Here is a 5828-nt window from a genome sequence, read left to right on the forward strand (position 1 = left end):
CTGAGCTTAAGGCGGAGCTCGCGCGCCTCGACGGCCAGCAGCACGACCTGTCGGCACACGTCGACGGGGAGAAGCGCGACTGTGGCGGGGCCGAGATGAAGGTCTTGCATCCGCACGACCACCAGCACGTGCTGGGCACCTTCAAGAACTCCACGACCGACGACGCCGAGGCCGCCCTGAAGGCCGCGAAGGCCGCCGCACTCCCGTGGCAGCGGATGCCCTTCGACGACAAGTGCTCGATCATCCTCAAGGCAGCCGACCTGCTGGCGGGCCCGTGGCGCCAGCGCATCAACGCGGCGACCATGCTGGGGCAGTCGAAGACGGCCTACCAGGCCGAGATCGACGCGGCGTGCGAGCTGATCGACTTCTGGCGCTTCAACGTCCACTACGCCAAGCAGATCCACACCGACCAGCCGATCGCCAACAGCCCCGGCATCTGGAACCGCACCGACCACCGTCCCCTCGAGGGGTTCGTCTACGCGATCACGCCGTTCAACTTCACCGCGATCGCCGGCAACCTGCCGACCGCGCCTGCGCTCATGGGCAACACGGTCATCTGGAAGCCCTCGCCGACCCAGCAGCTCGCCGCGTCGCTGACGATGGAGCTGCTCGAGGAGGCCGGGATGCCGCCCGGCGTCATCAACATGCTGCCCGGTGACGGTCTCGACGTCTCGAAGGTCGCGCTCGCCAGCCCCGACCTCGCAGGCATCCACTTCACCGGGTCGACCCCCACCTTCCAGCACCTGTGGCGCACGGTCGGGGAGAACATCGCCAACTACCGCGCCTACCCGCGGATCGTGGGGGAGACCGGTGGCAAGGACTTCATCGTCGCCCACCCCAGCGCCGACCCCGACGTGGTGCGGGTCGCGATGATGCGCGGCGCCTTCGAGTTCCAGGGCCAGAAGTGCAGTGCCGCCTCCCGCACGTACGTCGCGCGGTCGGTGTGGAACAAGCTCAAGGACCAGCTGATCGCGGACACCGAGGGCCTCGCCCAGGGCGACGTCACCGACTTCTCCAACTTCATGGGCGCCGTGATCGACGACCGCTCCTTCGCCAAGCAGGTCAAGGCCATCGAGCGGGTGAAGTCCAACGACCATCTGACGCTGCTCGCCGGTGGCCAGACCGACGACTCGGTGGGCTACTTCGTGCGACCCACGATCGTGGAGTCGACCGACCCGACCGACGAGATCTTCTCCGAGGAATACTTCGGCCCGATCCTGGCCGTCTACGTCTACGAGGACGACGCCTTCGAGTCGGTCGTGGCGCAGATGGAGTCGTTTGCGCCGTACGCCCTGACCGGGGCGATCATCTCGCAGGACCGGGGCGCGATCGCGTGGGCCCGTCGCGAGCTCCGCTTCGCGGCCGGCAACTTCTACATCAACGACAAGCCGACCGGCGCCGTGGTCGGACAGCAGCCCTTCGGCGGCGGCCGGGCCTCAGGCACCAACGACAAGGCGGGCGCAGCGATCAACCTGCTCCGCTGGACGTCGCCGCGCTCGATCAAGGAGACCTTCGTGCCGCCGAAGGACTTCCGCTACCCGCACATGGATGCCGAGTGACCGCTCTCCATTTGGGTGCGATGCACCCGTATGAGCAGGCGCTCACCCTGGTCCTGGCCTTCGGCCCCTTCGTGCTGCTCGCGCTGGTGGTCTGGGTCCGGCGGCGTCAGGATGGCGCGGACGGCTGACGCGCTGGCCAGCCTGGTCGTGGGGTGCCCTGGACCGAAGTTCATTGACGTGAATGAACCTCGACGTAACGCCCGGAAGCCCACGACTTCCCGCGGCTACGTCAGGTGAAGACCGGGACCGGTGATCCGCCGAGGTCGATCAGCTCGTCCTTGGTCGGTGCGGCGCGACCTGTCCCCACACGAGCGACCCGCTCGTCCGGCCACCCGGTCAGGTCTCTGTCGAGGAGCGCCCTGACCCCTCGGCGCACCTCGGCCAGGCCCGCTGTCGACGGACCGGCAGCGGACAGGTTCGTCACCAGGTCGAGGTGGTGCAGCGTGGCCTCGACTGCCAGCGTGCTCGCCAGGTCAGTCACCGTGATCGCGTGCCCCTGGGTGGCGACGACGGACGAGGGGTCGGCTCCGGCGAGGGCAGAGGTCATGGCGCGCGCCGCCTCGAGGTAGCGGGCGCGCAGACCGCCCCACGTGAAGAGGCCCGCCTCGAGGCGGGTGAATCGCCGATTCTCCTCGTCCTTGTCGGGATCGGACCCCCAGGAGCGCCAGTAGGAGACCGCGTCAGTGTCGGTTGGTCGACCAGCGGGGGTGTGGACGGCGACCAGTCCGCGGACCGCGTCGGCGTGCAGGTCAACACCAGGTCGCGGACGGTCCACCCCAGGCAGCCCGTGGAGACCCAGGCCTCGTCGTCGCCCAGGCTCGAGACCGTCTCGACCAGCGCGCCGTACGACGCCCCGAGGGCGCCGGTCAGGCCTTCGCCAGCCACTTCACGCCCGTCGCGTGCTCCTTGTCGAGCGCGTTGGCCAGCATCTCGGCGATCAGCTTCTCGATCTTGCCGCCGACGAGGGGGATCCCCACCTTGATCGTCATGTCGACCTGCTCGACCGTGCCGCCGGCGGTAGCTTCGAGGACCGCCGTCCCGGACATGTCACCCGGCTTCCCGGGGATGGTGACGCTGATGTCCGCCCGGTCGGTGGCCCAGGTCTCTTCCTGGACGATCACGATCTCGTCGCCGACGAACTTCCTGGCGAAGGAGGGCAGGGAGTCGGACGACCAGACCTGCTCGATCGTCAGCCGGGACCCCGCGACCGCGACCGAACCACGGATCACGTGGAGGGCCTCGAGGACCTCTTCGCGGAAGGCGGGATCGTTGAGCATCGCCCTGACCTCCTCGACGCTCGCGTCGTAGGTGAGCTCCTTGTGCAGCTGGGTTGCCATGGGCGATCTCCTTGCAGCAGGTCCGGTCGGTCAGGTCCGGACATCATGGCCGAGCGTCGCCGGGCATGGCCACGGGGACCCCCGGGGCGGTCACTACTCCCGGGTACCTCCCCCGTGTTGTCCGCGTCACTCCGCGGCCCATAGTGTCGGCTTCGTGGTGAAGCTCGCGAACGACAAGGCCGACCTGCTCGAGCGTGCTGCCGAGGTGGCCCGCTCCTGCGGAGACTCCGACGGACCGCCGCCGAAGCGGGTCCGGGAGCTGCTCGAGGCCTACCTGCGACACACCCCTCCCGAGGACCTCCAGGGGCGCAGCGCCGAGGATGTGTACGGCGCACTCGCCTCCCACTATGCGAGCGCCGCGACCCGGCCCCAGGGCACCTCCACGGTTCGCGTGGTGACCCCCAGCCCGGGCGACGACGGCTGGTCGGCCCTGGGCCGCTCGGTCGTGGAGGTCGTCACCGACGACATGCCCTTCCTCGTCGACTCCGTGACGATGGAGCTGACCCGACTCGAGCACAACGTGCACGTCGTCATCCACCCGCGCTTCCAGGTCGCCCGCGACATCACCGGCCAGCTGCAGGAGGTCAACACCCTCGACGACGGCGTCGTCGCGGAGTCGACCCTCGGGGCGGTCCACGAGTCGTGGATGCGCGTGGAGATCGACCGCGTCGTGGACGAGGACGAGCTGGTCCAGATCGTCGAGGGCCTGCAGGGCGTGCTCCGTGACGTGCGCGAGTCCGTCGAGGACTGGAAGAAGATGTCCGAGCGGGCGCTGTCGGTCGTCGCGGAGATCGAGGACAACCCGCCACCGCCGATCAGCGGCAGCGAGATCAAGCAGAGCTGCGACTTCATCCGCTGGCTGGCCGACGACCACTTCACGTTCCTGGGTTACCGCGAATACCGTCTCGAGAACGTGGGTGGCGATCACGAGGAATGGGCGCTGCGCGCCGTACCCGGCTCTGGTCTCGGCATCCTGCGCGCCGACCAGAACATGTCGACGTCATTTGCCAAGCTCCCCCCGCTGGTCCAGGACAAGGCCCGCGAGAAGACGCTCCTGGTGCTGGCCAAGGCCAACTCCCGCGCGACCGTCCACCGTCCCGCCTACCTCGACTACGTGGGCGTCAAGACGTTCGACGAGAACGGCGAGGTCATCGGCGAGCGCCGCTTCCTGGGTCTCTACTCGAGCGCCGCCTACACCGAGTCGGTCAACCGGATCCCGCTCCTGCGCGAGAAGACCGACGACATCATGCGCCGGGTAGGTTTCGACCCCCGCAGCCACGCGGGCAAGGCGTTGATGGACACGCTGGAGAACTACCCGCGAGACGAGCTCTTCCACACACCGGCCGAGGAGCTGGCCCCCACCGTCGAGGCAGTGATGTTCGCGCGCGAGCGTCGCCAGCCGCGGCTCTTCGCCCGCCTCGACACCTACGGCCGCTACGTCTCGGTGCTGGTCTACCTGCCCCGCGACCGCTACAACACGACGGTCCGCGAGCGGTTCGCGCAGATTCTCAAGGAGCAGCTGAACGGCAAGCACGTCGAGTTCACCGCGCGCGTCAACGAGGCGATGACGGCCCGCGTGCACTTCGTGGTCCACCCGGAGAAGGGCGAGACGATCCCGGAGTTCGACGTCGTCGACCTCGAGCGTCGCATGGTGGAGGCGGCTCGCTCGTGGCGCGACGACTTCGTCTCGGCCGTCACGGCGGAGTACGGCGAGGAGCGCGGCTCGCGCCTCGCGCGCATCTGGTCCGCCGCCTTCCCCGAGGCGTACAAGGAGGACTTCAAGCCGCACACGGGCGCGGCCGACCTCGGTCGGTTGATGGCGATCGAGGGTGACGAGGGAATGGACCTCGACCTCTTCGAGCAGCGCCATGCCGGCCGCGGAGAGGGCCGGCTCAAGGTGTTCCGGGTCGGCTCGCCCCTGTCCCTGAGTGGCGTGCTGCCGATGCTGTCGTCGATGGGCGTGGAGGTCGTCGACGAGCGGCCCTACGAGCTCACCGGCCTGGACCGCGAGTCCTACATCTACGAGTTCGGCCTGCGCTACGGCAAGCCCCTGCCTGAGGCGGCTCGCACGCTGTTCGTCGACGCCCTGCGCGCCGTGTGGGACGGCTACAACGAGATCGACGGCTTCAACGCCCTGGTGCTCGGTGCCGGGCTCACCTGGCGGCAGGCGACCGTCCTGCGGGCCTACGCGAAGTACATGAAGCAGGGGAACTCGCCGTTCGCCCTCGACTACATCGAGGGCGCGCTGCGCAGCAACGTCGACATCACCCGGTTGCTGGTGGACCTCTTCGAGGCGCGCTTCGACCCGGGCAAGGGAGACCTGCCGGCTGATGCGGAGGCGCGCACCGCACGGATCGAGGTGGTGGAGGACAAGCTCGTCAAGGCGCTCGACGACGTGGTCAGCCTCGACCACGACCGCATCCTGCGCTCCTACCGCACCCACATCCGCAGCACGCTGCGCACCAACTACTTCCAGACGATCGACGGGTCCCTGCACCCTTACATGTCCTTCAAGCTGGAGCCCTCAGGCATTCCGGACCTGCCGGAGCCGAGGCCCAAGTTCGAGATCTTCGTCTACTCGCCGCGAGTCGAGGGCGTGCACCTGCGGTTCGGCACCGTGGCCCGTGGTGGCCTGCGCTGGTCGGATCGCCGAGACGACTTCCGCACCGAGGTCCTCGGTCTGGTCAAGGCGCAGATGGTCAAGAACACCGTCATCGTGCCCGTGGGTGCCAATGGAGGGTTCTTCTGCAAGCAGCTGCCCGACCCAGCCAACCGCGACGAGTGGCTGGCCGAAGGCATCGCCTGCTACACCACGTTCATCTCGGGCCTCCTCGACATCACCGACAACCTCGACGGCGACAAGACCGTGCCCCCGTCGCGCGTCGTCCGCCATGACGGTGACGACACCTACCTCGTGGTGGCGGCCGACAAG

4 protein-coding genes are annotated in these 5828 nt (G+C 68.5%); 2 read left to right on the forward strand and 2 right to left on the reverse strand.

The window, feature by feature from the left end; all coding sequences use genetic code 11:
- A partial coding sequence (gene pruA / locus JWN68_RS09955) for an L-glutamate gamma-semialdehyde dehydrogenase (RefSeq protein WP_297738249.1) occupies positions 1-1559 on the forward strand: 1559 nt, incomplete at its 5' end.
- A 229-nt stretch (positions 1560-1788) separates the two neighbouring features.
- Here pruA and JWN68_RS09960 read toward each other — a convergent pair.
- Both JWN68_RS09960 and JWN68_RS09965 read right to left on the reverse strand, forming a co-directional pair.
- Positions 1789-2334 (reverse strand): hypothetical protein, encoded by a 546-nt coding sequence (locus JWN68_RS09960; RefSeq protein ID WP_297738251.1) that lies wholly within the window; start codon positions 2332-2334, stop codon positions 1789-1791.
- Between the two features lie 91 nt (positions 2335-2425).
- Positions 2426-2896, reverse strand: a complete 471-nt coding sequence (locus JWN68_RS09965; protein ID WP_297738253.1) for a DUF2505 domain-containing protein — start codon at positions 2894-2896, stop codon at positions 2426-2428.
- Positions 2897-3050: 154 nt separating this feature from the next.
- Here JWN68_RS09965 and JWN68_RS09970 point away from each other — a divergent pair.
- Positions 3051-5828: NAD-glutamate dehydrogenase domain-containing protein (locus JWN68_RS09970; protein ID WP_297738255.1), on the forward strand; the 2778-nt coding region annotated here is incomplete at its 3' end.

Origin of the sequence: Nocardioides sp., from assembly GCF_025964975.1 — a bacterium.
GTDB lineage: Bacteria > Actinomycetota > Actinomycetes > Propionibacteriales > Nocardioidaceae > Nocardioides.

Bases quoted from the DNA above. Each gene is read 5' to 3' on its own strand.
- JWN68_RS09965 (WP_297738253.1), bottom strand. From the start codon at position 2,896: ATGGCAACCCAGCTGCACAAGGAGCTCACCTACGACGCGAGCGTCGAG.